A 24,398-nucleotide genomic window follows, 5' to 3' on the forward strand; every position below is an offset into this window, starting at 1 on the left:
TACTAAAGTATCTTAAAGGTAAGCTGTCACACAAAACTCAAATAATTCTTTATTTGAATTTCTTTTCCTGACAATTCTAGATGAAACATTTTTGAACCCTAAGGTCAAAAGCGAATCCTCAAATATTTTTTCAGATTCAACTTTTACACCATAGAAACTTGAATTTCCAACGATGTAATCTATTTTAGCACCTTCATTGAGTAAGTTTTTCAATGAGGAAAAATGCTGATGCATATCATAAAAATATTTTTGCACATATCTAGCCATCAGATCAGCATTTTTGTCGTCTTTCATTTTTATTTCAGTACACTTTTGGATTAAAAGCTCAGGCAAATCAATATCAGATGGATGCCAGGTTTTTAATTTGGAAGTAGCACTTCCCCAAGTCCCACCGATTGCTTTCCAGTCTAAATCTGCTGCTTCAGTTGCATGATTTAGAAATTTAGTCCAGTACATATATGGTCTAAGCTCTCTGATATAACTCATCCTGTTAGGATAAGGAGGAGATGTCACTACATGATCAACTTTTTCTATATCTATATTACTAATAAATCTTGAATCACAATTCAAAACCTGAGCATGGTTAGATGTTTCGACAAAAGCAGTTGAAGTTATGCTTTCAACTATTGATAAAAAAAGTTCAATAATTTGGTTATGTTCATGTTTTACAGTTGAACCATTGAAAGACATTGATACATGGTTAAAAGCTGCAGAAGACGTTTCGATGATTAGTCTAGAAAACGAAATCCAGATCAAATTGAAAATTGGATTATCAGAAGGCTCGCCAATTTTTTCGACTATAGCAGATCGTAAAGCTGCCAAACTCAAAAGAGTATCACAATCCCACCATCTATTAATATTATGTATATCAGGAACCCAGTTATCTCCCATAAGTTTATAAGATGAAAGACTAGCTGATTCGAGAGAGAGCCTTTTTGTTTCTAAAAGATCTTCGTTAGAAAAATAGGCAAGTTTAGTGTTACCAAACCATATTAGGAAAGGGTTTATATCACATAAAACTGCATTATAGCCCTGTTCTAAAGAACTGAGTCCAGTAGTTGCTGTTCCAGAAAAAGGATCTAAAATCCTTTTCCCTTTTGGAGTTTCTGAAATTAGCTCCTCAACAAGCTTAACTGAATAAGCAGGCGTTAAACGAAGCCAACCATGTCTCCCTAACCCACGGTTGTATTTGAATGTATAATCACTTCCTTTTGAAGTTAAGGTAACTTTCATTGTGGACTCAATAATTTAGCTAAAACAGTATTAATTTCAAGTTTCATTTTATCACTATTTCTTTGGAAAAATCCAGCTAAATCATAGCCTAAAACCTTTCTAAAAAAAGAGAATAATGATAAAAACTCTCCTGCATCAGATTCATTAATTCCAGTTAATATGCCACAGCGATTATTTATATATCTGTATACAATATCTTTATCAATTTGAGCAGAAAAAATGGCAAAAATTGGAAGGTACCCATTAGCCCAGGCTACAGTAGCATTATCGATGTCACCATTTTGTCTTTTACTATCTTTACTTTTATAACCTTGTCTAACTTCAAAAACTACACCATTAAGAGGTACAGGAACATCTAATCGATCACAATATTTCTGCATCCAGGATTTAACTTCGTATAAAACCTTTTCATTTTTTATTTCATTTAATTCTAAACGGCCATCAAGATATAAAGTTTTGACTTTTCCTCCGCTGGTTTTTGACTCATATGACCAATTTGAAAAAAATGGATCATCATAAAGACATGTATCCATAATGATTTGCCTGAAAAGCCTTTCACATCCAATCCCTATTTGTCTGTAAATTGACGTCATACCACCCGCAGCTTTATGTGCAGAATACATAAGCTCACTATCTAATCCAATCCATGAGTAGAAAGAGTCGCTACCATATAACGATTTAAATCCATCAAGATCAACCCCATCAGAATTATTTCCACCTAATTTTGGTTTATAATCTTTACACTTTCTTATTGGTTCCATAAAAAGTTCATAATAGTCATTATCGTTTCCGCTCGAACCCTCTTCTAACATATCGTTTACATCGACAACTTTGCTAAGGCCAACAATTTTCATTAAAAACTCCATTTTACCGATAAAGTGGTAAATAATTATATCATTTGATCAACAAGCTTTCTAGACGGCTCGCTAATCAAATTATTAGCAATTCATCCATGTGTCATGTAATATTTTTTGGAGAAAATATCAAGTTATTATACGCTCCTAATGAAAACTTTAGATGTCCAATATTATTTTTTATGAAATTAATTTGAATTACAAAGAATTTTTATATGTCTTGATTCCATAACATTATACTTCCAGTTTAAAATAAACTCTTATATACTCGTCATACTTCAAACTGCATGTTCGTTGGTTTTCCTTGTTCACCCGGACATTTACTACTGTAAGCTCCCGGGGATTCTCTGCGTCGCCACCTTCATGCAACTCGAATTATTTAGGGTATATACCCAATAAACATCAAGAAGCATAATGTGTTCATATGTAATCCATTGATTTAAAGTATGTATTTACATCCCGCTTCAAGCATCTTCAGGTTGCGTGAGTATATACCCATGCTCATTGAAGATGCTTGATTTTTCAGCAACAGGAGATCATGCTATCCACCATTAAAATCTTCATCATTGACCAACAAAAAGCTGAACTTGAGCGTCTTCATGACTCCAGTCGTGACAAGCTTGTTTGCGATCATATTAAAGCCATCCTTCTGGCCAATATCAGGCTGCATTACCTTCCCCCTTACAGTCCGAACCTGAATTCAATAGAACGAATGTGGAAGTTAATGAACGAACATACGCGAAATAACTGTTATTTCAGCAGTACGCGAGAGTTCAGGAACGCGATATCGACATTTTTTGCACAGACGCTGCCGGATAGAGTGGATTCACTGGCATCCCGAATTAACGATTGCTTCCAGGTGCTCACACCTGCATCTTGAGGTTTATTAGGTATATAATTCTTACAGGAGTGATCGTAGGAATAGTACTTAGTGTTGCTGCAAATATTTTATTTATTCCCTTCGTTCCACGGTGGGGAATGATATATTTTAATGGTTTTTACTCTTTAAGAATCTTAGGGAATCTCATAAGAACATTCTGTGGTTTTTGGGGGTGGCTGATCGTTCCCTTATTTTTTGTTCTTATGAAACGCCTGAATAACAGAAGATAGCTCATGAAACCGTTTGTTTTGCGTCAATGGTAGGCTGTGTCCCTTAATCGTTCGTGAGCGTCGCTGGCGGTCATTCAGGTCCGGGGCAAGGCGCGAGCCGTAATATTTGGTTATTCCAAATGCGCGGCGAGTAACGCGGCAACGGAGCTGAATGGCCCCAGCCCTGCGGGACGCGAGCCACAAGCGCGTACTCTGTGTTGTCGGACTTGAACGTAGTTTACTACGTCCTGCGTCCTCCGCCTTGATTACGTGCTTCTGGCTCAGCGTCGACGCCACGCCCGATTAAGGGACACAGCCTAAATACCGGAAAGAGCTATCTGATTAAAACCGGTGAAGAGCTGTCCGCAGAGTCGGGGAGCAAAATAACGCTCAGCGCGGTGACGGAGCTGACGGACAAAGCCGGGGCGCAGTATATCACCTGAATCCTGCGGGGATCTTTACCTCAGCGCTGCTCAATATCGGCAGCGGCTCGGCGAGCGTGAAAGATCTCTTTTGCGGGGCAGGGAATAGCGCAAGATAAAAACAAAAAAACCGCAGTTCATTCTGGATGAGGCTGCGGTTTTTTGTCGGCAACGCCATCTGAAACGACGCTGTAAATAAGTTGGTTGCGGGGGCCGGATTTGAACCGACGACCTTCGGGTTATGAGCCCGACGAGCTACCAGGCTGCTCCACCCCGCGTCCGTCTGCCACTCTTCCGTCGAGTAGCCTTGCTGTCACAATGTGCTGGTTGCGGGGGCCGGATTTGAACCGACGACCTTCGGGTTATGAGCCCGACGAGCTACCAGGCTGCTCCACCCCGCGTCCGTCTGTTACTCTTTGGTCGAGTAACCTTTTATCACATTGTATTGGTTGCGGGGGCCGGATTTGAACCGACGACCTTCGGGTTATGAGCCCGACGAGCTACCAGGCTGCTCCACCCCGCGTCCGTGGATGCGCACTATACTCTGCTAACGTTTTCATGCAACCCTTTTTTCACAGGGAGCCGGAAATCACCGCAGAGATGGCTAAAAACAGAGCGGCCGGGCGTGTTTTTTAGACAAATGTTGCGCCGGCTCGCGGCCACCATTTCAATAGGTTTCGCGGTTTGTTATCTTCATCCATCACGCATTCAGGCAACTTAAAGACGAGAATAATGAAAGGACGTTGGGCGAAATACCTTCTGATGGGGGCGGTTGTGGCGATACTGGCCGCCTGTAGTTCCAGACCAACCGATCGCGGGCAGCAGTATAAGGACGGCAAATTTACGCAGCCTCTCTCCCTGGTGAATCAGCCCGACGCCGTAGGCGCGCCGATTAACGCCGGTGATTTTGCCGAGCAGGTGCGACAGGTTCGCCGCGCCTCGCCGCGCCTGTACAGCAGCCAGAGCAGCGTCTACAGCGCCGTACAGGAGTGGCTGCGCGCCGGCGGCGATACGCGGACAATGCGCCAGTTTGGCCTTGACGCCTGGCAGATGGAAGGCGTGGATAACTACGGCAACGTGCAGTTTACCGGCTACTACACCCCGGTCGTTCAGGCGCGTCGCGTCCGGCAGGGCGAATTCCAGTATCCCATCTACCGTATGCCGCCAAAGCGCGGCCGCCTGCCGTCCCGCGCGCAAATCCATGCCGGCGCGCTGAGCGACAGCTATATCCTCGCCTACAGTAATTCGCTGATGGATAACTTTATCATGGGCGTACAGGGCAGCGGTTATATCGACTTTGGTGACGGCAGCCCGCTTAATTTCTTCAGCTACGCCGGTAAAAACGGCCACGCCTACCGCAGCATCGGCAAGGTGCTGATCGATCGCGGAGAGGTAAAGAAGGAAGATATGTCGATGCAGGCTATCCGCCGCTGGGGCGAAACCCATAGCGAAGCGGAGGTGCGTGAGCTGCTGGAGCAGAATCCGTCGTTCGTTTTCTTTAAACCCCAGTCCTTCGCGCCGGTGAAAGGGGCCAGCGCGGTGCCGCTGATCGGCCGCGCCTCGGTGGCGTCGGATCGCTCGATCGTTCCGGCGGGCACCGCCCTGCTGGCAGAAGTGCCGCTGCTCGATAACAACGGCAAGTTTAACGGCCAGTACGAGCTGCGGCTGATGGTGGCGCTGGACGTCGGTGGCGCGATCAAAGGGCAGCATTTCGATATCTACCAGGGCATTGGCCAGGAGGCCGGGCACCGCGCGGGCTGGTATAATCACTATGGTCGCGTCTGGGTGCTGAAGACCGCCCCCGGCGCAGGCGGCGTGTTTAACGGCTGACCGTGCGCTAAATGCGCCGGCAAGCCTTCCCTGAGTGCGTTGATACACCTTCGGCCCCGCTTCCGGGGGGAAGGGCTTTAAAATAAAAGTCATGAAAATCAACCTGTTGATTTCTGGCTGTTAATTACAAAGCGGGAGCCACGCTTCTCCCGTTTTGTCCGCAATATGAGGGTGAGGATAGCCTCACCCTTTTTTCATTCTGAGGTGATATGTCTGTTGTAATCAGCGACGCCTGGCGCCAGCGTTTTGGCGGCACCGCGCGTCTGTATGGAGAAAGCGCGCTGCGGCTGTTCGCCGGGGCGCATATTTGCGTGGTCGGCATCGGCGGCGTCGGCTCCTGGGCGGCGGAAGCGCTGGCCCGCACCGGCATTGGCACCATTACGCTGATTGATATGGACGACGTCTGCGTCACTAACACCAACCGCCAAATTCACGCCCTGTGCGACAGCGTCGGGCTGGCGAAGGCTGAGGTGATGGCCGGGCGGCTTCGCCAGATCAACCCGGAGTGCCGGGTGAAGGTTATTGATGACTTCGTTACGCCCGACAACGTTGCGCAGTATCTGGGCGGCGGCTACAGCTACGTGATCGACGCCATCGACAGCGTGCGGCCAAAGGCGGCGCTGATCGCCTGGTGTCGGCGCAATAAGATCCCGCTGGTGACCACCGGCGGCGCGGGCGGGCAGATCGATCCGACGCAGATTCAGGTGGCGGATCTGGCGAAAACGATTCAGGACCCGCTGGCGGCAAAGCTGCGCGAGCGGCTGAAAAGCGACTTCGGCGTGGTGAAAAACAGCAAGGGCAAGCTGGGCGTTGACTGCGTGTTTTCAACCGAGGCGCTGGTCTACCCGCAGGCGGACGGCTCGGTGTGCGCGATGAAGGCAACGGCGGAAGGGCCGAAAAGAATGGACTGCGCCTCGGGGTTTGGTGCGGCAACCATGGTTACCGCCACCTTTGGGTTTGTTGCCGTATCCCACGCCCTGAAGAAGATGATGGCGAAAGCCGCGCGTTGCTGATGGCGGTATCCGGCCCGTCTGGTCAGCCGGAAGGGCCTCAAACCTGACGCGCGGCGTCGATAATCGCTTCGCTGAGCGCATTTAGCCCCTGGCCGCGTGAAGCGCTCAGCTGCGCGCGCAGCCCCAGCTCGTCAAACAGCGCCAGCGGAGAGCGGGCCAGCAGTTCAGCGGCGGTTTTCCCCTCCGCCGCGGTCAGCAGCACCGCCAGCAGCCCGCGCACGATACGGCCTTCGCTGTCGCCGAAAAAGTGCAGCGTCCCCCCGTCCGCCAGGCGGTGGCCCAGCCAGACGCGATTCTCGCAGCCGGCAATTTCTCTCGCCTGCGCCTTCAGCGCCCCGGGCAGGGGCGGCAGCTGCCTGCCGAGCAGAATGAGCTGACGATATTTCTCTTCCCACTGCCTCAGCGGCAGGAAGGTGCGGCGTAACGTCTCTTCGGTGACGGTTGTGCCGAACGGATGTCCGGCGAGCTGAGAATTTGTCATTATTCCACCAGGAGTTCCAGCGCGCGGTCAACGGCGTCGACCAGCGCATCCACATCGCTTTTTGTATTATAGGGCGCAAACGAGGCGCGCAGGACGCCCGACAGGCCAAGCTCCGCCAGCAGTGGCTGGGCGCAGTGCTGGCCGGCGCGCAGCGTGATGCCGTACTCAGACAGCAGCGTCACCAGATCGCCGTGATGCACGCCCGCGAACTCGAAGGCCAGCAGGCTGGCCTCCTGGCAGCGGAAGGTGCGAAACCCCGGCCGCTTTGCCAGCGCCTCCTCCGCCAGCGTCGCCAGCTCCCGGCTCCAGCTTTCGCCTCCGGCGATATCCTCGCCGGACAGCCACTCCAGCGCCGCGCTCAGGCCAATAACGCCGGCGATGTTGGGCGTACCCGCCTCCAGCTTCCAGGGGGCGGGGCGGGGAGTGAAGCCGTCAAAGGTGACTTCACTTACCATCTTGCCGCCGCCGAGCCAGGGCGTCATGGCCGCCAGCAGGTCGGGCTTGCCGTACAGCACCCCGATGCCGGTCGGACCGTACAGCTTGTGGCCGGAGAAGGCGTAGAAATCAATATCGAGCCGCTGTACGTCGGCGGGGAAATGCACCGCGCCCTGGGCACCGTCGACCATCACCACCATTTCCGCCGCATGGGCCAGCGCCACGGCGCGCCCCAGCGCCGGGCAGCCGCCGGTGACGTTTGACATCTGCCCCAGCGCCAGAATACGGCTGCGTGGGGTAATGAGCGCGGGCAGTTGCTCAACGTCCGGCAGGCGGTGGGCGTTAAGGGGCAGTTTCACCACCCTGGCACCGGTCTGCTGCGCCACCATCAGCCACGGCACCAGGTTGGCATGGTGTTCGGCGACGCTGACGATAATCTCATCCCCCGGGCGCAGGCGCGGCCGGGCGTAGCACTGGGCCACCATGTTAATCGCCTCCGTCGCGCCGCGGGTCCAGACAATGGTTTCGGGGGCCGGGGCGTCGATCAGGCGCGCCACCGTCTCCCGTGCCGCCTCATAGCGGGCGGTCAGACGCCTGGCCCCGGCAGACTGGCTGCGATGGACGCTGCCGGCGCTCAGGCTATAAAACTGCCGGGTGGCCTCAATCACCGCCTGCGGCCTGAGGGCGGTGGCGGCGCTGTCGAGGTAGACGCCCGCGTCGATGGCGGCGGGAAACTGCGCGCGAAACCGCGCGGGATTAAAAGCGTTCATGGGACTCCTCAGTTCAGTGGGCGGATCGTGGCGTAAATTGGCGGCCGATACAAGGTTTCTCCTGCCATCGGAATCCTCTGTTTATCCTGGCGAAATCTGACCAGTGTCTTATGCTGAATAGTGTTGGGCTAAGGTTTCAGCCTGTTACTGAGTACGATTTTAATAGCATAAATCGCTGTAAGGAGAAGAAGATGAAAAAGACTGCCGCAATTATTTCCGCCTGTATGCTGACCTTTGCTCTGAGCGCCTGCTCCGGCCCAAACTATGTGATGCACACGAACGACGGACGCAGCATCGTTTCTGACGGCAAGCCGCAGACCGATAACGATACCGGGATGATTTCCTATAAAGATGCTAACGGGAACAAGCAGCAGATCAACCGTTCCGACGTGAAAGAGATGGTGGCTCTGGAGAGATAAAACCGGACGTCGACCAAAAAAAAGCACCGCAGGCTGCGGTGCTACATTAATCACTATGGACAGACAGGGTAAATGTACAGGAAGTGAAAAAAGGTAGCCTGGCTACCGCGATCTGAATTGCAGACCAATTGCAAACACAACAACACAACATCACAACCGTAAGCCAAAAGCCCACCAGAACACGCATTCCGATAACACTTTTCGTTCCGGCTCAGGAAGTGCCGCCACTATAGGTATTTGCTGGTAGAAGCTCAACGGACAAATTATAATGGCTCAGATAAAAAAAACTAATAGGTGACATAACGTTGCCTTGTTGTTAAATCTTATTAACATTGAAGCCTGAAAACTCATGTCGAAACGCCTACCTCCGCTCAATGCCCTGCGTGTTTTTGACGCCGCCGCCCGGCATTTGAGCTTTACCCGCGCAGCAGAAGAACTTTTTGTGACCCAGGCCGCAGTCAGCCATCAAATCAAGTCTCTTGAAGATTTCTTAGGGCTGAAGCTGTTTCGTCGACGCAACCGCTCCCTCCTGTTAACCGAAGAAGGCCAGAGCTACTTCCTCGACATCAAAGAAATTTTTTCGCAATTAACCGAAGCGACACGTAAACTGCAGGCCCGCAGCGCCAAGGGGGCGTTAACGGTCAGTTTATTGCCCAGTTTTGCCATTCAATGGCTGGTGCCAAGGCTCTCCAGCTTTAATTCAGCTTATCCGGGGATCGACGTGCGTATCCAGGCCGTTGACCGCCAGGAGGAGAAGCTGGCCGACGACGTGGACGTCGCCATTTTCTATGGTCGCGGCAACTGGCCGGGGTTGCGCGTAGAAAAACTGTACGCCGAATATCTGTTGCCGGTCTGCTCGCCGCAGCTGTTGGCCGGCGACAGGCCGCTGAAGAGGCCGGCAGATCTGACGCAGCATACGCTGCTGCATGACGCTTCGCGGCGAGACTGGCAGGCCTGGACGCGGCAGCTCGGGTTGACGCACATTAACGTCCAGCAGGGGCCGATCTTCAGCCACAGCGCGATGGTGCTGCAGGCCGCTATTCACGGTCAGGGCGTGGCGCTGGCGAACAACGTTATGGCGCAGTCTGAAATCGAGTCCGGGCGGCTGGTCTGCCCGTTTAACGACGTTCTGGTCAGCAAAAACGCATTTTATCTGGTTTGCCATGACAGCCAGGCAGAACTGGGTAAAATAGCCGCCTTCCGTCAGTGGATCCTGACGAAAGCGGCGGCCGAACAAGAAAAATTCCGCTTTCGTTACGAACAATCATTTATTTAGGGTATTACCATGACCAGCCGATTTATGCTGATTTTTGCCGCCATCAGCGGCTTTATCTTCGTTGCCCTGGGTGCTTTCGGTGCGCATGTATTGAGCAACTCTCTTGGCACGGTTGAAATGCGCTGGATCCAGACCGGCCTTCAGTATCAGGCCTTTCATACCCTGGCGATCTTCGGGCTGGCGGTGGCCATGCAGCGCCGTATCAGCATCTGGTTTTACTGGAGCAGCGTACTTCTGGCGCTGGGGACGGTGCTGTTCAGCGGCAGCCTCTACTGCCTGGCGCTCTCGCATTTGCGCCTGTGGGCGTTTGTGACTCCCGTCGGCGGCGTCAGCTTCCTCGCGGGCTGGGTGCTGATGCTGATCGGTGCCATTCGACTGAAGCGTAAGGTGCCTGGTCATGAATAAAGTTGTCCTGCTGTGCCGCCCCGGCTTTGAAAAAGAGTGCGCCGCAGAAATTACCGATAAAGCCGGACGTCTTGAAATCTTCGGCTTTGCGCGGGTGAAAGAGAGCGCGGGCTACGTCATTTATGAATGCTACCAGCCGGAGGAGGGCGACAGGTTGATTCGCGAACTGCCGTTCAGTTCGCTGATTTTCGCCCGCCAGTGGTTTGTGGTGGGCGAGCTGCTCCAGCATCTGCCGCAGGAGGATCGCATTACCCCCATCGTCGGCATGCTGCAGGGCGTGGTGGAGAAGGGCGGCGATCTGCGGGTTGAGGTGGCGGACACTAACGAAAGTAAAGAACTGATGAAGTTCTGCCGTAAGTTTACGGTGCCGCTGCGCGCCGCGCTGCGCGAGGCGGGCGTGCTGGCCCGCCATGAGACGCCGAAACGTCCGGTGGTACACGTGTTCTTTATCGCACCGGGCTGCTGCTATACCGGCTACTCCTTAAGCCATAATAACTCGCCTTACTATATGGGCATTCCGCGGCTGAAGTTTCCCGCTGAAGCGCCAAGCCGCTCCACGCTGAAGCTGGAGGAGGCGCTGCATGTGTTTATCCCGGCCGATGAGTGGGAGGAGCGGTTAGCGAACGGCATGTATGCGGTGGATCTGGGGGCCTGCCCCGGCGGCTGGACGTACCAGCTGGTGAAACGCAACATGTGGGTTTATTCAGTGGATAACGGGCCGATGGCCCAAAGCCTGATGGATACCGGGCAGGTGACCTGGCTGCGGGAAGACGGCTTTAAATACCGGCCGAACCGCAACAATATCTCGTGGATGGTCTGTGACATGGTGGAGAAGCCGGCAAAAGTGGCGGCGCTGATGGCCCAGTGGCTGGTCAACGGCTGGTGCCGGGAAACCATTTTCAACCTTAAGCTGCCGATGAAAAAGCGCTACGAAGAGGTGTCGCACAACCTGGCATGGATTCAGGCCCGGCTTGACGAGCACGGCGTTAACGCTCAGATGCAGGCGCGTCAGCTCTATCATGACCGGGAAGAGGTCACCGTACACGTGCGCCGCCTGTGGGCGGCCGTCGGCGGTCGTCGCGACGAGCGGTAGGTTTCCGCACCCGGCGACGTCGGGGCCGTAGGCTGGTGGATTTCTGTCAGCGTGGACGTTCGCCGCCCGGATGGCTGGCGCACGTCCGGCTCCGGTTCTGGCAGCGGCTGGCTCCCGGCGGCGGCCTGTGGCCTGCCGCCTTTAGCCCTGGGGCGTCAGCCGCAGCTGCTGCAAATTGCCGTCGATATGCAGATCGGTTTGCAGGCGTGCAATATCGCGACACAGAAACGCCATCTCTTTATGGGCGGCGAGCTTCTTGCGCCACTTCTCCTCCACCTCGTCCAGGCGGGCGTAAAGTTCTTCCAGATCCTGAAACAGCGTCAGCAGCCGGGTCGCGCTCCTGGGGCCGATTCCCGCCACGCCGGGCACCTTCGAACTGCTGATTCCGGCCAGGCCCCAGTAGTCCGGCAATTGCCGGGGCGATACGCCAAACTCTTTTTCCACGAATGGCGCATCCAGCCAGCGTTTCTGAAAATAGTCGCGAATGCGCAGCGCGGGCGAAAGCAGCTGGCAGTAGCCCTTGTCGGTGGAGACGATGGTGGCCTGATGGCCGGCCTGAACGACCTTCACCGCCAGGGTGGCGGCCAGATCGTCCGCCTCGTTGCCCACGGAGGCTCAGCAGGGCACGCCGCGCCGGGTAAAGGCGGCGCGCAGGGCGGGCATCTCACGCTGTAACTCCTCTGGCATCGGCGGACGCCCGGCCTTGTAGTCCGGCAGCCGCTGATGACGCCAGCCCGTGCTGCGCGCCTCGTCGTCAAACACCGCCACGGCATGGGTCGGCTGGCTGTGGATAATCAGCTGGTCGAGAGCGTGCAGGCAGCTCTCCCCGCAGGGGGAGCCTGCAACGGCGTGAATGCGGCGGATAAGATTGAGCGCGTCGACGATAAGCAGATGAACAGCCACAATAATTCCCCCTTTAAGAGCTGGCGCTAAGGGTAACATTCGCGGCGGACTGAGGCTATTGGCGGAAGTGAAAACGGGAAGAGGCCTCGCAAAACGGGGCCTCATTTGCGGGCGGTTAGTCGCAGGCGACGATTTTCATCGCCAGGCCGCCCCGGGAGGTTTCGCGGTACTTGGCGTTCATATCTTTGCCGGTTTCGTACATGGTTTCGATCACCTTATCGAGGCATACGCGCGGCTCGCTGGTGCGGCGCAGCGCCATGCGCGCGGCGTTCACCGCCTTCACGGCGGCAATGGCGTTACGCTCGATGCAGGGCACCTGCACCTGTCCGGCAACCGGGTCGCAGGTCAGCCCCAGGTTATGCTCCATGCCGATCTCGGCGGCGATGCAGACCTGTGCGGGGCTGCCGCCCAGCAGCTCCGCGAGGCCGGCGGCGGCCATCGAGCAGGCCACGCCCACTTCGCCCTGGCAGCCCACCTCCGCGCCGGAGATCGAGGCGTTCATCTTGTACAGCGAGCCGATGGCGCTGGCAACCAGCATATAGCGGGCCAGCGAATTGGCGTTCACCTGGCGGATAAACTTGTCATAGTAGGCCAGCACCGCCGGAATAATGCCGCAGGCACCGTTGGTCGGGGCGGTCACCACGCGGCCGCCCGCGGCGTTCTCTTCATTTACCGCCAGCGCGAACATGTTGATCCAGTCCACCACCGCCATCGGATCGGTGGTGGTTTTGTCCTGGCTGACCAGCATCCGGCGCAGGGCCGCGGCGCGGCGCGGTACGCGCAGCCTGCCCGGCAGCACGCCTTCGGTGGTAATGCCGCGCTCAATGCCGCTGCGCATAACCTCCCAGACGCTGGCGAAGTGTTGCTCCAGCGCCGCCTTGTCGTGCAGCGCCAGCTCGTTTTGCATCATCAGGCCGGAGAGCGACAGGCCGGTCGCCTGGCAGTGCTTCTGCAGATCGGCGGCGGTTTTGTAGGGATAGGGCACGTTGAGCGGCTCGCTGTCGGCCAGCCCGAAGTGCGCCTCATCGACGATAAAGCCGCCGCCGATGGAGTAATACGTCTGGCTGTACAGCACGGTTTCCCCTGCCAGCGCGGTAATGCGCATACCGTTTTCATGCAGGGAGAGGTTATCGGCATGGAAGTTCATGCTTTTGTCGACAGGAAACGCCACCTCGTGCTGGCCGTTGGCGAGCAGCAGGCGTCCGTGGGTGTTCACATCCTGAATAAAGGCGGGGATGGCGTCAATATCGACGGTATCCGGCAGGTTGCCCGCCAGTCCCATAATAATCGCGATGTCGGTGTGATGGCCTTTGCCGGTCAACGACAGAGAGCCATAGACATCCACCACCACCTGCGTGACGTCGGTCAGTAAACCACGGTCGATTAAGTCGTCCGTAAACTGTTTACCCGCTTTCATCGGGCCGACGGTGTGGGAACTGGAAGGGCCAATGCCGATTTTGAAGATATCGAATACGCTAATCATAAGGCATCCATTACGGTTAACCTCGTCATACGTCGGGTTACGCTGGCGGGGCTGGTCTTTGGGGCCAGCGCAGGTGCCGGACAAAATCGCCCCTGGCGTTTTGTCCCGTAACCCGAGTGGTTCAGAGGCGAAGTCAGGAAGAAGCGCCGCCCGCGGGCAGCGCCTGGTGTTCTTAGCTGAACAGCGAGTAGAAAATTGCGGAGATGGCAATCAGGCCTATGATGACAACGAAAACGTTGCTGATGTGACCGCTGTACTTACGCATTGCCGGTACTTTCTGGATAGCGTACATCGGCATCAGGAACAGAATCATCGCGATAATCGGGCCGCCGAGGGTTTCAATCATCCCCAGGATGCTCGGGTTCAGGGTGGCGACAAGCCAGGTGGTCACCAGCATGAACAGGGCGGTAATGCGGTTCAGCTTATTAATTTCAATAGTTTTGCCTTTACCACGCAGCGATTTGATCACCATGCCGTTGAAGCCTTCACGCGCGCCGAGGTAGTGGCCGAGGAAGGATTTGGTGATAGCGATCATCGCGATGATCGGTGCCATCCAGGCGATGATCGGCGCGTTAAAGTGGTTTGCCAGATAGGAGAGAATCGAAATGTTCTGCGCCTTTGCCGCCGCCAGGTCCGCCGGGGTCAGGCTCAGCACGCAGCTGAAGACAAAGAACATAACGGTCAGCACCATCATTACGTGGGCGAAACCGAGGATCTTAGAACATTTTTTCTCCGCCGCGTCGCCGTACTCTTCACGCTTCGCCACCGCGAAGGAGGAGATGATCGGCGAGTGGTTAAAGGAGAAAACCATCACCGGGATCGCCAGCCACAGGGTCATCCACAGGCCGTTGCCGGTGGAGGCGGCGGAATCAAAGGAGAGGGTTTCCAGCGCCGCCCCGTTCCACTGCGGGATCAGGTACAGGGCCAGCAGCATCAGCGCCGCCACAAACGGAAACACCAGAATGCTCATCGCCTTCACGATCATCTGCTCGCCAAAGCGCACAATGGTCATCATACCGACGATCAGAATCAGCGACAGGATAGCGCGCGGCGGCGGGGTGATGGCCAGCTGGTGGCTCAGGAAGCTCTCCACGGTATTGGTGATCGCCACGCTGTAAACCAGCAGGATCGGGTAGATAGCAAAGAAGTAGAGCAGGGTGATGAGCTTGCCCGCGCCAATGCCGAAATGCTCTTCCACCACTTCGGTGATATCTTCGCCCGGATTTTTACCGGAGAGTACGAAGCGGGTCAGGCCGCGGTGGGCAAAGAAGGTCATCGGAAAAGCAAGAATCGCCATAATGATCAGCGGAATCATCCCGCCGACGCCGGCGTTAATGGGCAGGAACAGTACGCCCGCGCCGATAGCCGTGCCGTAGAGGCCCAGCATCCACATGGTGTCCGTTTTACGCCATGCGCCTGGCGACTCAGTTGACGTAATGGGGCGGGTTTGAGTGGTTTCCATCGGTTTCTCCTGGAGGAAGCAAAATGTCAGTTTTCTGGACGAATCCGGTAAAAAACGGCTGACGGTAAAATGAAATTTTGTAATGGGCGATTTTAATATAATTTTTCGCCGTAATAGTTTTCGGGCGGAAAGATACATTTTACTAATGAATGCATCAGTGATCGCGATCTCAATTGCAATAATCCACTTATCTGATGGATAAAGTTAGCTCATTAAACTGCCAAAAATGCATCAATGTAGATTTGGGCGTAAAATTTCTGATATTTGCGATATTTAACCTGGTGTGCTTCTGCGCTGTGCCGAACGATTGCGGGGTTAATGCCTGTTAATTTGGCTTTTGGTAGTGGATGATTGCGGTTTTTTGCCGATGGTGGCGATAATATGAGAAATGGGAATGCCGGCGCGCGCGGCCGGCAGAGGTAAATCATTTATATTATTTATTAGAACGGTGCCCGGCGCGAAACGAAGGCCGGGCGCTGGCGCTACGCGCAGATCTCGTAGCAGGGGATATAGGCCGAGCCGGGCAGCTTCATGCGGTGCTGGGCGACGAAGCCCTGCAGCAGATCGTCCATATGGCGCATCATCTTGCTGTCGCCGTGGATTTTGTACGGCCCGTATGCCTCAATGGCGCGAATACCCACCTCCTTCACGTTACCCGCCACGATGCCCGAGAAGGCCCGGCGCAGATCCGCCGCCAGCGCTTCCACCGGCCTTTCCGGATAGAGCTTAAGGTTAGCCATATTTTCATGGGAGGGATCGAACGGCAGCTGCAGATCCGGGGCAATGCGAATGGACCAGTTAAAGCTGTAGGCGTCGCCGGTATCGCGCCGGTGCTCTTTCACCAGCGGCATGGCGTTTTTCATCTGCCGCGCCACTTCCGCCGCATCGTCAATGATAATGCGGTAGTGCCGACGTGCCGTCTCTCCCAGGGTGTGCGCAATAAACTCGTCCAGCACGCGAAAATAGTCGGCGCTCTCCTGCGGCCCGGTGAGGATCAGCGGCAACACCTGCTCTTTGTTCGCCGGGTTCATCAGGATCCCCAGCAGATAAAGCAGCTCTTCCGCCGTTCCCACCCCGCCGGGGAAAATGATGATGCCGTGAGCGATGCGCACAAACGCCTCGAGGCGTTTTTCAATGTCCGGCATGATAATCAGCTCGTTGACCAGCGGATTTGGCGGCTCGGCGGCGATGATCGACGGCTCGGTCATACCGATAAAGCGGCTGTCTTTATAGCGCTGCTGGGCGTGGCCGACCGCCGCTCCCTTCATCGGTGCCTCCATTGCGCCCGGCCCGCAGCCGGTGCAGATGTTCAGCTCGCGCAGCCCCAACTGGGTGCCCACCCGGCGGGCGTAAAGGTACTCTTTTTCGTTGATCGAGTGCCCGCCCCAGCAGACCACCATGTTTGGCGCTTCGCCAACGTGCAGCGCCCGGGCGTTGCGCAGAATAGAGAACACCAGGTTGGTGATGTGAACGGAGCTTTCAAGATCCAGATGCTGAAAACGGCCCGCGCTGTGGATCTGCCCGTTAACGAACAGGATGTCGCGCAGCACGGCGAACAGGTTGGCCTGTAGCGCGCGTATAATACGGCCGTCGACGAAGGCGTCTTCTGGTGGGTTGATCAGCTCCAGCTTCACGCCGCGTTCGCGGCGCAGCACGTTAATATCGAAGCTCTCAAAGCGGGAGAGCAGCTCTTTGCTGTTGTCGGTCAGGCTGCCGGAGTTCAGGACGGCGAGCGAGCAGTTGCGGAACAGTTGATACAGATCGCTGCTGGCGGTGCGCTTCAGCATATCCACTTCCAGCTGCGACAGCATATCCATTGAGCCAAGAGGACTAATATGTGTAATCAAGTAAACTCCTTACGGGACGCCAGACGTCGTTCCCTTATGATACCCATCATGGTTCGGGCCGCGCGCTGGCGTTGGTATACCGCCCGAATGATTTACCATAGCCCCGGCGGCGGATATTTCACAACCTTGCGCGCGCCTTCCGTCGCGTAACGCGGTGAAAAAGGTTACTGACGCGCCAGCCTGCCGATGGCCGGTGTGAAATCGGCGTTGCTGCGCCAGGGGTTGATGTCGAGGCCGCCGCGGCGCGTGTAGCGGGCGTAGACGCTCAGCTTCTCCGGCTGACAAAAGCGCAGGATGTCGTTGAAAATACGCTCCACGCACTGTTCGTGAAACTCGTTATGGTTGCGGAATGAGACCAGATAGCGCAGCAGCTTTTCACGATCGATCCGGCGGCCGCGATACTGGATCTGGACGGAGCCCCAGTCCGGCTGGTGGGTGATGAGGCAGTTTGACTTCAGCAGATGGCTGACCAGGGTCTCTTCCACGACCTTTTCACCGCCGGCGGCGTTTGTCAGGTAGTCGGCGCTGAAGCGGTAGTCGTCGATGGCGATATCCCGATCGTCGATGCAGACGCCGTGGAGACGGGCGACAGGCTGGCCCTCAAGCTCGTCGAGGCGGTAAAGCGCGACGCGCACCTCGCCCCCGGCGCAGGCGCGGAGATCCGTTTCCAGCGTCTGGCGCACCGCCTCCGGGGAGTCAAAGCGGGTCTGGTTAAAGCTGTTCAGATAGAGCTTAAAGCTTTTTGACTCCACCAGGTTAACGCTGCGGTAGTCCAGCTCGACGTGGCCGACGGCCACCTGCGGCAGCCCTCTGGCGTTCAGCCAGGACAGCTCGTAGAGGGTCCAGATATCTGCGCCGTGAAACGGCAGGCGGTCCGCCTTTAGCCCCAGCGGGTCGCGGTTCAGGCTGCGCGGCACGCCCTGCAGCAGGCCGGGATCGTAAATATCCCGGTAATCGGTTGATTTTCCGAGCGTCAGGCCGTCGAGGGCCTGATGGTTTTCATAAGAAGACATGTTTCACTATCCTAAACCAGTTACACTATGCGGCCAGTGTATCCTGCTTTTATAAAGAGAGAAATCAGTGGACCACCTGACCGCGCAGGCCCTGGAGGCCTTTACCGGGCGTTACTGCGACGCATGGCACGAGAAAAACAGCAGCTGGCCGCTGAGCGCGGAGCTGTACGGCGTGCCTTCTCCCTGCGTTATTTCGACCACTCGCGACGCCGTTTACTGGCAGCCGCAGCCGTTTGCCGGGGTAAAGAACCTCGGCGGGGTTGAACGGGCGTTAGATATTGTGATACAACCCGCGCTCCATGCGTTTTATACCACTCAGTACGCTGGCGATATGCAGGCGCGGTTCGCCGATGAAACGCTGACGCTGCTGCAAACGTGGAGCGCAGATGACTTCAGGCGCGTTCAGGAAAACCTGATTGGCCACCTGGTCACTCAGAAACGGCTTAAGCTATCGCCGACGCTGTTTATCGCCACGCAGGAGGCGGAGCTGGAGGTCATTTCGCTGTGTAATCTCTCCGGTGAGGTGGTTAAGGAAACGCTGGGTACTCCTAAGCGCACCGTGCTGGCGGCGTCACTTGCGGATTTTCTGAGTCAAATTAATCCTTGTCTGTAATCCATTTTGCCCATAAGTCTGTGAGACATCTCTTACATGCCCTGTAGGAGATCGCCAGGATTTTTTCTCAGTCTTAACCGCTTAATTTAAAAATAAAATTTTATAAAACAGCTAATTAAACTAAAGAAATCAGACTTCAAGTGAAAGTATTCTTAAGGAATTATCTGTAAGCGTCTTGTAAGGGTAGGTAAAAAAAGGGATTCTGTCTACGTCGACAGGGAGTCGCACACGAGGTGAACATCAGGATGGTGACGCCTCACAGGAACCCGCCGGGATGGCGATACAGGGAAAGGCTTCAGGATGAAGCAAAAGGATAACGCAGGATGCGTTAAGGGACACCTCCAGGATGGAGAACGAGAGCCGGTCAGGATGACAGGCGGGTCAGGAAGGCCAGGACGCTTCAGGATGAAGCTAACACATCGGATGGTGTGGGCAGGAAGCAAACGTTCAGGAAGAACAAACAGGTCGTAAGACCACAGGAAAAAGTTGTCACGGATGAGCAGGGAGCACTAAAAGTAGCTGGAATGCTGCGAAACGAACCGGGAGCACTGTTTTTTACAGTGCTCCCTTTTTTTATTTGCTATTCTTCGCGCCAGTTTTCTCACAGAGGTTAAGGCCATGACGACTCACGATCGGGTGCGGCAACAGCTGCACGCGCTTGAAGCGCTGCTGCGTGAACATCAGTACTGGCGAACGGACGAGCCGCAGGCGCAGCTGTTCACCAGTAACCAGCCTTTTTATATGGACACCATGGAGCCGCTCGAATGGCTGCAGTGGGTGCTGCTCCCCCGTATGCACGCTCTGCTGGACGCCGCCCGGCCGCTGCCGGAGGCCTTCGCGGTGGCACCCTATTATGAAATGGCGCTGGCGGCGGACCATCCGCTGCGGGAGCGGCTGCTGGAGAGCCTGCAGGCGCTGGACGCCCTGTTGGCGGGTGATGCCTGCTGATGCTGGAGATCCTCTATCAGGATGAGTGGCTGGTTGCGGTCAACAAGCCCTCCGGCTGGCTGGTGCATCGCAGCTGGCTCGATCGCGATGAAAAAGTGGTGGTGATGCAAACCGTCCGCGATCTGATAGGCCAGCACGTCTTTACCGCCCACCGCCTGGACCGGCCTACCTCCGGCGTTCTGCTGATGGGGCTGTCCAGCGAGGCCGGACGTCTTCTGTCCCGGCAGTTTGAACAGCATCAAATTCACAAGCGCTACCACGCCATCGTGCGCGGTTGGCTGCAGGAGGAGGCGGTGCTGGACTACCCGCTGGTGGAGGAGCTGGACAAGATCGCCGATAAATTCACCCGCCGGGATAAAGCGCCGCAGCCTGCGGTAACGCGCTACCGGGGGCTGGCGACGGTCGAAATGCCTGTGGCGACGGGACGCTATCCCACCACGCGCTACGGCCTGGTGGAGCTGGAGCCGCAAACCGGGCGTAAGCATCAGCTCAGACGCCATCTGGCGCACCTGCGCCACCCGATCGTCGGCGACAGCAAGCATGGGGATCTGCGACAGAACCGCAGCGCGGCGGAGCACTTCGGCTGCGCCAGGCTGATGCTGCACGCCAGCCGGCTGACCCTGGATCATCCCTTCACCGGCGAACCGCTGACGATCTGCGCCGGGCTGGACGACGTATGGATGCAGGCGCTGACGCAGTTCGGCTGGCGCGGGCTTCTCCCTGAGAATGAAAGGGTTGAGTTAAGGGAGCCGCCGGTCCAGGATTAGGCTATGTCCCTTAACCGTTCGTGAGCGTCGCTGGAGGTCATTCAGGCCTGGGGCAAGGCGCGAGCCGTAAGGTCTGGTTATTCCAGATGCGCGGCGAGCAACGCAGCAGCGGGCCTGAATGGCCCCAGCCCTGCGGGACGCGAGCCAGAAGTGCGTACTCGGCGTTGTCGGGCTTGAACGTAGTTCACTACGTCCTGCGCCCTCCGCCTTGATTACGCGCTTCTGGCTCAGCGTCGACGCCACGCCCGGTTAAGGGACACAGCCTAAGAGAACGGCTTTTAATTCGGGAGAGAAGTAAATGGCGGAAATCGGTATTTTTGTCGGCACGCTGTACGGGAATGCGCTGCTGGTGGCCGAGGAGGCCGCGGCAATCCTGACGGCCCAGGGGCATCAGGCGACCGTTTATGAAGATCCGCGGCTGGCGGACTGGCAGCGCTATCTGGATAAGGTCGCGCTGGTGGTCACCTCAACCACCGGACAGGGCGATCTGCCCCCTGGCATCGCGCCGCTGTTCGGGGAGATCCGCGAGCGGCTCGGCTTTCAGCCCGACCTGCGCTACGGGGTGATTGCGCTGGGTGACAGCACCTACGCGAACTTTTGCAACGGCGGCCTGCGGTTCGACGCGCTGCTGCAGGAGCAGGGCGCGCGGCGCGTGGGTGAGGTGCTGCTGATTGACGCCAGCGAACATCCGGAACCTGAAAGCGAATCCAGCCCCTGGGTGGAACGCTGGGGGAGGCTGCTGTAGGCGACAGGCCCGCGCGCCGGCGGCCCCTGTGCGACGGCGCGGGAGCCGCTAAAACCAGCGTGGCGCGATCAAAAACCTGACTGAATCGAGTTAGCTTCAGGCATATGCCCGTAAAAAAGCGCGCTGTCAGCGGATTTTTACGGGCGTTTTCATAGGGTCAAGCGACCTGTTTCACACTCCTTACTTCCTGCCTTCGGCGCAACGCCGTTTAGCGGCCCGTTTTTCATTTCCGTGAAGCGGCTTCCACTTCCCTGTGCTTTTGCCAGAAACATACGTGATAAATAACGCAAATGTTGTGTTGTTGCACGGTGAGGCCGCGCAAAGTGCTTTTTATACTGCTTCTGACAGCGATAAAAAAATGCGGCAGGCACGGCTAACGACCTGTTAAAGAAGCTGCATATATCCCGACTATTCCAGCTAACCGATAAACGCCACGGGCGTTTTGTATCGCGTCAGCGCTCGCGGGCTGCGCCCTTAGAGGTCTGGAACAGAACGGTAAATACCTCTTGCGCCATCTCTGTTTCCCTTGCGGTTGTGCCGTGCAGAGTGAGCGTAACAAACGCGAAAATTCAGGAGTGCAACAATGAGTTCATTAAGTCACGCGGCGGGTAGTGCGGAAAAACGCACTAACGCCCGCTACTGGATCGTGGTGATGCTGTTTATCGTTACGTCCTTCAACTACGGCGACCGCGCCACGCTATCCATCGCCGGCTCGGAGATGGCCAGGGATATTGGTCTCGATCCGGTCGGGATGGGCTATGTCTTCTCCGCTTTCTCATGGGCCTACGTTATCGGGCAGATCCCGGGCGGCTGGCTGCTGGACCGCTTTGGTTCAAAACGTGTTTACTTCTGGTCTATTTTCATCTGGTCCATGTTTACCCTGCTGCAGGGCTTTGTGGATATCTTTAGCGGCTTCGGGATTATCGTGGCGCTGTTTACCCTGCGTTTCCTGGTCGGGCTGGCCGAAGCGCCCTCCTTCCCCGGCAACAGCCGTATCGTCGCGGCCTGGTTCCCGGCGCAGGAGAGAGGCACGGCGGTGGCTATCTTCAACTCCGCGCAATATTTTGCCACCGTTATTTTCGCCCCGATCATGGGCTGGTTGACCCACCAGGTGGGCTGGTCGCACGTCTTCTTCTTTATGGGAGGATTGGGGATCGTTATCAGCTTTATCTGGCTGAAGGTGATCCACGAGCCGAACCAGCATCCGGGCGTCAACCAAAAAGAGCTGGACTATATCGCCGAGGGTGGCGCGCTGATCAACATGGATCAGAAAAACACCAAAGCGAAAGTGCCCCTGAGCGTCAAATGGCAGCAGGTGAAGCAGCTGCTTGGCTCGCGTATGATGATCGGGGTTTATATCGGCCAGTACTGCATTAACGCCCTGACCTACTTCTTTATCACCTGGTTTCCGGTCTATCTGGTGCAGGCGCGCGGTATGTCGATTCTGAAAGCCGGTTTTGTCGCCTCCGTGCCGGCCATCTGCGGCTTCGCGGGCGGCGTGCTCGGCGGGATTATTTCCGACTGGCTGATGCGGCGCACCGGCTCCCTGAACATCGCCCGAAAAACGCCGATTGTGATGGGGATGCTGCTGTCGATGGTGATGGTGTTCTGTAACTACGTCGACGTGGAGTGGATGATCATCGGCTTTATGGCGCTGGCCTTCTTCGGTAAGGGCATTGGCGCGCTGGGCTGGGCGGTGATGGCGGATACCGCGCCGAAAGAAATTAGCGGCCTGAGCGGCGGCCTGTTTAACATGTTCGGTAACATCTCCGGTATTGTTACCCCTATTGCCATCGGCTATATCGTCGGCACCACCGGCTCCTTTAACGGCGCGCTGATCTACGTGGGCGTTCATGCGCTGATCGCGGTACTGAGCTACCTGGTGCTGGTGGGCGATATTAAACGTATTGAACTGAAACCTGTCGCGGGGCAATGAAGATGACGGCGCAATCAAGTCCGGTTATTACCGACATGAAGGTGATCCCGGTCGCCGGTCATGACAGCATGTTGCTCAATATCGGCGGCGCGCACAGCGCATACTTCACCCGCAACATCGTGGTGCTGACCGACAGCGCCGGAAATACCGGCGTCGGCGAAGCGCCGGGCGGAGAGGTGATTTATCAGACCCTGATCGACGCCGCGCCAATGGTGCTCGGCCAGGAAATCGCCCGCCTGAACAGGGTGGTAGGGCAGGTGCATAAGGGCAACCAGGCCGCCGATTTTGATACCTTCGGCAGGGGAGCCTGGACCTTTGAGCTGCGGGTTAACGCGGTGGCGGCGCTGGAAGCGGCGCTGCTCGATCTGCTGGGCAAGGCCCTTAACGTACCGGTGTGCGAGCTGCTGGGGCCGGGCAAACAGCGCGACGCGGTAACCGTGCTGGGCTATCTGTTCTACGTGGGCGATCGCACCAGGAGCGATCTGCCCTACCTGGAGAGCACTCCCGGCGGCCATGAGTGGTATCACCTGCGCCATCAGGAGGCGCTCAGCAGCGAGGCGGTGGTGCGGCTGGCGGAGGCATCGCAGGATCGCTACGGCTTTAAGGATTTCAAGCTGAAGGGGGGTGTGCTGCCCGGCGAGCAGGAGATCGAAACCGCCCGGGCGCTGAAGCGGCGTTTTCCCGATGCGCGGATCGCCGTCGAACCGAACGGCGCATGGCTGCTCGATGAGGCTATCGCCCTGTGCAAAGGGCTGAACGACGTTCTGACCTACGCCGAAGATCCGTGCGGCGCGGAGCAGGGCTTCTCCGGGCGCGAGGTGATGGCCGAGTTCCGCCGCGCGACGGGGCTGCCGGTAGCCACCAATATGATCGCCACCAACTGGCGTGAAATGGGCCACGCGGTGATGCTCAACGCGGTGGATATTCCGCTGGCCGATCCGCACTTCTGGACCCTTTCCGGGGCGGTGCGGGTAGCGCAACTGTGTGACGACTGGGGGCTGACCTGGGGCTGCCATTCCAATAACCATTTTGATATTTCGCTGGCGATGTTCACCCACGTGGGGGCCGCCGCGCCGGGTAATCCGACGGCTATCGACACCCACTGGATCTGGCAGGAGGGCGACTGCCGCCTGACCAAAAATCCGCTGCAGATCCAGCAGGGAAAGATCGCCGTGCCGGACGCGCCGGGGCTGGGCGTGGAGCTGGACTGGGTGCAGGTAGAGAAGGCGCATGAAGCCTATAAATCGCTGCCCGGCGGCGCGCGTAATGACGCAGGTCCCATGCAGTATCTGATCCCCGGCTGGACCTTCGATCGCAAACGTCCCGTTTTTGGACGTCACTGATTTTGCAATAAGGATTAA

At 56.1% G+C, this 24,398-nt stretch carries 22 protein-coding genes, 3 tRNA genes and 2 pseudogenes; 14 read left to right on the forward strand and 13 right to left on the reverse strand.

The window, feature by feature from the left end:
• Window positions 1-12: 12 nt before the first annotated feature.
• The 3 genes from GJV78_RS03345 to GJV78_RS23905 form a co-directional block, all read right to left on the reverse strand.
• On the reverse strand, window positions 13-1,233 hold the full coding sequence (locus tag GJV78_RS03345; RefSeq protein WP_155106993.1) for a DNA adenine methylase: 1,221 nt from the start codon (window positions 1,231-1,233) through the stop codon (window positions 13-15).
• Entirely contained in the window at window positions 1,230-2,087 is an 858-nt protein-coding gene (locus GJV78_RS03350; protein ID WP_209439227.1) for a hypothetical protein, read from the reverse strand. Before GJV78_RS03350 ends, GJV78_RS03345 begins: the two co-directional genes overlap by 4 nt.
• Window positions 2,088-2,628: 541 nt before the next feature.
• Window positions 2,629-2,757 carry a hypothetical protein gene (locus GJV78_RS23905; protein WP_269140441.1) on the reverse strand — a complete coding sequence of 43 codons (129 nt, stop codon included), beginning with the start codon at window positions 2,755-2,757 and terminating at the stop codon, window positions 2,629-2,631.
• On the opposite strand from GJV78_RS23905, the pseudogene GJV78_RS03355 reads away from it, so the two are divergent.
• Window positions 2,728-2,967, forward strand: a pseudogene (locus GJV78_RS03355) (transposase); the annotation flags it as partial. The gene GJV78_RS23905 and the pseudogene GJV78_RS03355 sit on opposite strands and share 30 nt — an antisense overlap.
• 832 nt (window positions 2,968-3,799) lie before the next feature.
• On the opposite strand, the gene GJV78_RS03360 reads toward GJV78_RS03355, so the two are convergent.
• The 3 genes from GJV78_RS03360 to GJV78_RS03370 form a co-directional block, all read right to left on the reverse strand.
• Window positions 3,800-3,876: transfer RNA gene (locus GJV78_RS03360), tRNA-Met, on the reverse strand.
• Between the two features lie 46 nt (window positions 3,877-3,922).
• Window positions 3,923-3,999, reverse strand: a tRNA-Met gene (locus GJV78_RS03365).
• Between the two features lie 45 nt (window positions 4,000-4,044).
• Window positions 4,045-4,121: transfer RNA gene (locus GJV78_RS03370), tRNA-Met, on the reverse strand.
• A 209-nt stretch (window positions 4,122-4,330) separates the two neighbouring features.
• Here GJV78_RS03370 and mltA point away from each other — a divergent pair.
• Together mltA and tcdA are read left to right on the forward strand one after the other, a co-directional pair.
• The gene (gene mltA, locus GJV78_RS03375; protein ID WP_155106994.1) at window positions 4,331-5,428 is read left to right on the forward strand and encodes a murein transglycosylase A; all 1,098 of its coding nucleotides are present in this window, start codon (window positions 4,331-4,333) and stop codon (window positions 5,426-5,428) included.
• 209 nt (window positions 5,429-5,637) lie between these two features.
• Entirely contained in the window at window positions 5,638-6,441 is an 804-nt protein-coding gene (gene tcdA, locus GJV78_RS03380) for a tRNA cyclic N6-threonylcarbamoyladenosine(37) synthase TcdA (protein WP_155106995.1), read from the forward strand.
• A gap of 37 nt (window positions 6,442-6,478) precedes the next feature.
• Here tcdA and csdE read toward each other — a convergent pair whose 3' ends face one another.
• Window positions 6,479-6,922, reverse strand: coding sequence for a cysteine desulfurase sulfur acceptor subunit CsdE (csdE, locus tag GJV78_RS03385; protein ID WP_155106996.1), 444 nt, complete (start codon window positions 6,920-6,922; stop codon window positions 6,479-6,481).
• On the reverse strand, window positions 6,922-8,127 hold the full coding sequence (gene csdA / locus GJV78_RS03390) for a cysteine desulfurase CsdA (protein ID WP_155106997.1): 1,206 nt from the start codon (window positions 8,125-8,127) through the stop codon (window positions 6,922-6,924). Before csdA ends, csdE begins: the two co-directional genes overlap by 1 nt.
• Before the next feature lie 191 nt (window positions 8,128-8,318).
• Here csdA and GJV78_RS03395 point away from each other — a divergent pair, with 191 nt between their 5' ends.
• The 4 genes from GJV78_RS03395 to rlmM all read left to right on the forward strand — a co-directional run bounded on the left by GJV78_RS03395 (window position 8,319) and on the right by rlmM (window position 11,320).
• A complete protein-coding gene (locus tag GJV78_RS03395; protein ID WP_155106998.1) occupies window positions 8,319-8,546 on the forward strand; it encodes a YgdI/YgdR family lipoprotein in 228 nt (75 codons plus the stop codon).
• Between the two features lie 349 nt (window positions 8,547-8,895).
• On the forward strand, window positions 8,896-9,822 hold the full coding sequence (gcvA, locus tag GJV78_RS03400; protein ID WP_155106999.1) for a glycine cleavage system transcriptional regulator GcvA: 927 nt from the start codon (window positions 8,896-8,898) through the stop codon (window positions 9,820-9,822).
• A gap of 9 nt (window positions 9,823-9,831) precedes the next feature.
• On the forward strand, window positions 9,832-10,227 hold the full coding sequence (locus tag GJV78_RS03405; RefSeq protein WP_155107000.1) for a DUF423 domain-containing protein: 396 nt from the start codon (window positions 9,832-9,834) through the stop codon (window positions 10,225-10,227).
• Window positions 10,220-11,320, forward strand: a complete 1,101-nt coding sequence (rlmM, locus tag GJV78_RS03410; protein WP_155107001.1) for a 23S rRNA (cytidine(2498)-2'-O)-methyltransferase RlmM — start codon at window positions 10,220-10,222, stop codon at window positions 11,318-11,320. The genes GJV78_RS03405 and rlmM overlap by 8 nt, the downstream gene beginning before the upstream one ends.
• Before the next feature lie 141 nt (window positions 11,321-11,461).
• Here the strand turns inward: rlmM and xni are convergent.
• From xni to queF, 5 genes and pseudogenes are all read right to left on the reverse strand, one after another.
• A pseudogene (gene xni / locus GJV78_RS03415) lies at window positions 11,462-12,223 on the reverse strand (flap endonuclease Xni).
• 115 nt (window positions 12,224-12,338) lie between these two features.
• The gene (locus GJV78_RS03420; RefSeq protein WP_155107002.1) at window positions 12,339-13,706 is read right to left on the reverse strand and encodes an L-serine ammonia-lyase; all 1,368 of its coding nucleotides are present in this window, start codon (window positions 13,704-13,706) and stop codon (window positions 12,339-12,341) included.
• Window positions 13,707-13,878: 172 nt separating this feature from the next.
• A complete protein-coding gene (locus tag GJV78_RS03425; RefSeq protein ID WP_155107003.1) occupies window positions 13,879-15,168 on the reverse strand; it encodes an HAAAP family serine/threonine permease in 1,290 nt (429 codons plus the stop codon).
• A gap of 482 nt (window positions 15,169-15,650) precedes the next feature.
• On the reverse strand, window positions 15,651-17,015 hold the full coding sequence (gene ppnN, locus GJV78_RS03430) for a nucleotide 5'-monophosphate nucleosidase PpnN (protein ID WP_155107004.1): 1,365 nt from the start codon (window positions 17,013-17,015) through the stop codon (window positions 15,651-15,653).
• Window positions 17,016-17,179: 164 nt separating this feature from the next.
• Entirely contained in the window at window positions 17,180-18,028 is an 849-nt protein-coding gene (gene queF / locus GJV78_RS03435) for an NADPH-dependent 7-cyano-7-deazaguanine reductase QueF (protein ID WP_155107005.1), read from the reverse strand.
• Window positions 18,029-18,095: 67 nt separating this feature from the next.
• Between queF and syd the strand changes: the two genes are divergently transcribed.
• The 7 genes from syd (at window position 18,096) to GJV78_RS03465 (ending at window position 24,380) form a co-directional block, all read left to right on the forward strand.
• Complete coding sequence (gene syd / locus GJV78_RS03440) at window positions 18,096-18,641, forward strand: SecY-interacting protein (RefSeq protein ID WP_167519351.1); 546 nt, start codon at window positions 18,096-18,098, stop codon at window positions 18,639-18,641.
• A gap of 618 nt (window positions 18,642-19,259) precedes the next feature.
• On the forward strand, window positions 19,260-19,589 hold the full coding sequence (locus tag GJV78_RS03445; protein ID WP_155107006.1) for a YqcC family protein: 330 nt from the start codon (window positions 19,260-19,262) through the stop codon (window positions 19,587-19,589).
• Window positions 19,589-20,356 (forward strand): tRNA pseudouridine(65) synthase TruC, encoded by a 768-nt coding sequence (truC, locus tag GJV78_RS03450; protein WP_155107007.1) that lies wholly within the window; start codon window positions 19,589-19,591, stop codon window positions 20,354-20,356. The genes GJV78_RS03445 and truC overlap by 1 nt, the downstream gene beginning before the upstream one ends.
• Window positions 20,357-20,474: 118 nt before the next feature.
• Window positions 20,475-20,609, forward strand: coding sequence for a hypothetical protein (locus GJV78_RS23910; RefSeq protein ID WP_269140439.1), 135 nt, complete (start codon window positions 20,475-20,477; stop codon window positions 20,607-20,609).
• Between the two features lie 45 nt (window positions 20,610-20,654).
• Window positions 20,655-21,101 carry a flavodoxin gene (locus GJV78_RS03455; RefSeq protein ID WP_155107008.1) on the forward strand — a complete coding sequence of 149 codons (447 nt, stop codon included), beginning with the start codon at window positions 20,655-20,657 and terminating at the stop codon, window positions 21,099-21,101.
• A 583-nt stretch (window positions 21,102-21,684) separates the two neighbouring features.
• Window positions 21,685-23,037: a galactarate/glucarate/glycerate transporter GudP gene (gene gudP / locus GJV78_RS03460; RefSeq protein ID WP_155107009.1), complete on the forward strand. Its 1,353-nt coding sequence runs from the start codon at window positions 21,685-21,687 to the stop codon at window positions 23,035-23,037.
• Window positions 23,038-23,039: 2 nt separating this feature from the next.
• On the forward strand, window positions 23,040-24,380 hold the full coding sequence (locus tag GJV78_RS03465) for an enolase C-terminal domain-like protein (protein WP_155107010.1): 1,341 nt from the start codon (window positions 23,040-23,042) through the stop codon (window positions 24,378-24,380).
• The last annotated feature ends 18 nt before the right edge of the window (window positions 24,381-24,398 follow it).

It is taken from the genome of Intestinirhabdus alba (genome assembly GCF_009711095.1).
In the GTDB taxonomy this organism is placed as follows: Bacteria; Pseudomonadota; Gammaproteobacteria; order Enterobacterales; family Enterobacteriaceae; genus Intestinirhabdus; species Intestinirhabdus alba.

Bases quoted from the DNA above. Each gene is read 5' to 3' on its own strand.
- GJV78_RS03395 (WP_155106998.1), top strand. From the start codon at position 8,319: ATGAAAAAGACTGCCGCAATTATTTCCGCCTGTATGCTGACCTTTGCT.
- GJV78_RS03465 (WP_155107010.1), top strand. From the start codon at position 23,040: ATGACGGCGCAATCAAGTCCGGTTATTACCGACATGAAGGTGATCCCG.
- tcdA (WP_155106995.1), top strand. From the start codon at position 5,638: ATGTCTGTTGTAATCAGCGACGCCTGGCGCCAGCGTTTTGGCGGCACC.
- GJV78_RS03420 (WP_155107002.1), bottom strand. From the start codon at position 13,706: ATGATTAGCGTATTCGATATCTTCAAAATCGGCATTGGCCCTTCCAGT.
- mltA (WP_155106994.1), top strand. From the start codon at position 4,331: ATGAAAGGACGTTGGGCGAAATACCTTCTGATGGGGGCGGTTGTGGCG.
- GJV78_RS03405 (WP_155107000.1), top strand. From the start codon at position 9,832: ATGACCAGCCGATTTATGCTGATTTTTGCCGCCATCAGCGGCTTTATC.
- GJV78_RS03445 (WP_155107006.1), top strand. From the start codon at position 19,260: ATGACGACTCACGATCGGGTGCGGCAACAGCTGCACGCGCTTGAAGCG.
- GJV78_RS03425 (WP_155107003.1), bottom strand. From the start codon at position 15,168: ATGGAAACCACTCAAACCCGCCCCATTACGTCAACTGAGTCGCCAGGC.
- queF (WP_155107005.1), bottom strand. From the start codon at position 18,028: ATGTCTTCTTATGAAAACCATCAGGCCCTCGACGGCCTGACGCTCGGA.
- gcvA (WP_155106999.1), top strand. From the start codon at position 8,896: ATGTCGAAACGCCTACCTCCGCTCAATGCCCTGCGTGTTTTTGACGCC.
- GJV78_RS03345 (WP_155106993.1), bottom strand. From the start codon at position 1,233: ATGAAAGTTACCTTAACTTCAAAAGGAAGTGATTATACATTCAAATAC.
- gudP (WP_155107009.1), top strand. From the start codon at position 21,685: ATGAGTTCATTAAGTCACGCGGCGGGTAGTGCGGAAAAACGCACTAAC.
- GJV78_RS23910 (WP_269140439.1), top strand. From the start codon at position 20,475: ATGGCCCCAGCCCTGCGGGACGCGAGCCAGAAGTGCGTACTCGGCGTT.
- rlmM (WP_155107001.1), top strand. From the start codon at position 10,220: ATGAATAAAGTTGTCCTGCTGTGCCGCCCCGGCTTTGAAAAAGAGTGC.
- GJV78_RS03350 (WP_209439227.1), bottom strand. From the start codon at position 2,087: ATGAAAATTGTTGGCCTTAGCAAAGTTGTCGATGTAAACGATATGTTA.
- csdA (WP_155106997.1), bottom strand. From the start codon at position 8,127: ATGAACGCTTTTAATCCCGCGCGGTTTCGCGCGCAGTTTCCCGCCGCC.
- truC (WP_155107007.1), top strand. From the start codon at position 19,589: ATGCTGGAGATCCTCTATCAGGATGAGTGGCTGGTTGCGGTCAACAAG.
- GJV78_RS03455 (WP_155107008.1), top strand. From the start codon at position 20,655: ATGGCGGAAATCGGTATTTTTGTCGGCACGCTGTACGGGAATGCGCTG.
- csdE (WP_155106996.1), bottom strand. From the start codon at position 6,922: ATGACAAATTCTCAGCTCGCCGGACATCCGTTCGGCACAACCGTCACC.
- GJV78_RS23905 (WP_269140441.1), bottom strand. From the start codon at position 2,757: ATGCAGCCTGATATTGGCCAGAAGGATGGCTTTAATATGATCGCAAAC.